We start from the raw sequence: 1,959 nt of genomic DNA on the forward strand, positions 1-1,959 counted from the left end.
CTACGAGGCATTAGGAATTACATTACTTTAATTACAATGTATAGTCCCATTAATCTTATATAAAATACGCTATTCGTGTTCTATGAACACAAGATTAATTCTTGATATTTCTCTATTTTAAAGATAAAAAACAGGGGTGGGTGATAAGAGAAAAGAATAATATCAGCGAACCTTACCAAATCATCAGTACCGTAGACGTAATCTGGAGGGTGTTTACTTATTCCTACTCATCATTTTTATCTACGGTATCGCATCAGACTATCGGCACACATCACCTAATAAAAGAGTGCTAAGCGAGTATGCCCAGAGGAATTTAATCCAGCCAGTCAGCGAGGATCTGCTGCGTCGTTTTTACTGTGATACGGTTCCCCGGAATGGACAGCTCAGACCAAACCTCATTATGTTGCGCGATAAGCTGCTGAGCCGTGACATATTTCCGGTCCGCAGTGGTATGGGCATCAGAAGCGATGGTCAGAGCATACCCTTTACTGGCGGCAATTTTGATGGTGGTATCAACACAGTAATCCGTGGCACAACCACAAATAGTCAGATGAGTAGCCCCTAGCTGGGCAATAATAGTGTCGAGCGAGGTAAGATAAAACGAATCACACGCTGTTTTGGTAACAGAAATAGCATTCTGCGGGTAATGTAATTCCGGTAGCAGTTGCCACAATTCACTCCCTTGTGTCATTTCATCTTCTGCATGCTGTATGAAAATGACTTGGTCAGCATGGTCGATCAACTGATTAATACGAACGACGCGACCTTCACGATCAAAACGTGGATTAGCAAAAACCCCATTTTGCATATCAATGACAATAACAACATGTTCTCTGGTCACCGCCAACCTCTACAATGTATGTGGACCCGCTGTTAAGCTACAAAGGCCTTAGGGGAAAAGCCTATGCTAAGTTAAAGATCCTGACTTACACAATGGCCTAATCATACAAAACCTAATGAAAAACAACTTGATCTCGACCACCATTCTTCGCTCGGTAGAGCGCTTTGTCGGCTGACTTAATCGCATCATCAAATGAGGTGTCTTTAACATATAAAGCGGCACCGATAGATATCGTAATGTTGAGAGAGTGGTTGTCCGGTGTAATAAACAGCGTATCGCGGATATGTGTAGTTATCCGCACCAAGATCTCACTGGCAATTCTGTTATCTGCGGTATGTATTAACAGCAAAAATTCTTCACCGCCATACCGCGCCAGAAAATCATTTCCTCTAATCACTGACGTTAGTTCCTGGGCGATATCATATAAAATTTTATCACCGGCAGAATGTCCATGATTATCATTAACCCTTTTAAAAAAATCTATATCAATCAAAGCAATAAAGCAGTCCTTATGCGTTTCTCTAAAATTATCCAAATGGTGATTAATACTGAATCTATTAGGTAATTTAGTCAGTTGATCCGTCGAGGATTGGAATTGCAAAATAGAGAATTTACTAAACGTTTTTTGAAAGCGGCTAAAAATAAAATAGAGTATCGAGAGTAAAATAATGCTCATCGCGGATTTAAATATTGAACGGGGAAGGTATCCTAAAGAGATTAGTCGTTCAAAATTCAAAGCAATATTTATACATTGTGGAATGAAAACCGAAAGGAAAAAAGTAGAATATCTTTTATTATCCCAAATTTTTAGCGCTATAGATAAAAACATGAAAGACATAATGAAAATATCATAAAATGGCGACAATCCAAATACAAATACTGTATGGATAGCATAGCTTATCAATAAGGGGATTGGGCCAAAAATTAATGCTGTCAGAACAATAGGGCTAATAATTAACCCATAAAGTGTCGTGCTAGTTTGGTTATGAAAATCAGCAAGATAGGTTGCAGTAAAACCGGCAATCACGCCCATTAGAATTTTATAATGTAACTGATTAGGTTTTTTTCTGGTAATAATATAAAGATAAGGTAATGATATGCAAAGATAGATAATACAG

At 38.3% G+C, this 1,959-nt stretch carries 2 protein-coding genes; both read right to left on the reverse strand.

What is annotated here, in order from left to right; genetic code table 11:
- Positions 1–313 precede the first annotated feature (313 nt).
- The gene (locus V1952_RS21555; protein ID WP_372560549.1) at positions 314–841 is read right to left on the reverse strand and encodes an isochorismatase family protein; all 528 of its coding nucleotides are present in this window, start codon (positions 839–841) and stop codon (positions 314–316) included.
- A gap of 112 nt (positions 842–953) precedes the next feature.
- Positions 954–1,959 (reverse strand): GGDEF domain-containing protein (locus tag V1952_RS21560; protein WP_420075522.1); only part of this gene is annotated, 1,006 nt, incomplete at its 5' end.

The organism is Yersinia sp. 2542 StPb PI (assembly GCF_048593855.1).
In the GTDB taxonomy this organism is placed as follows: domain Bacteria; phylum Pseudomonadota; class Gammaproteobacteria; order Enterobacterales; family Enterobacteriaceae; genus Yersinia; species Yersinia enterocolitica_E.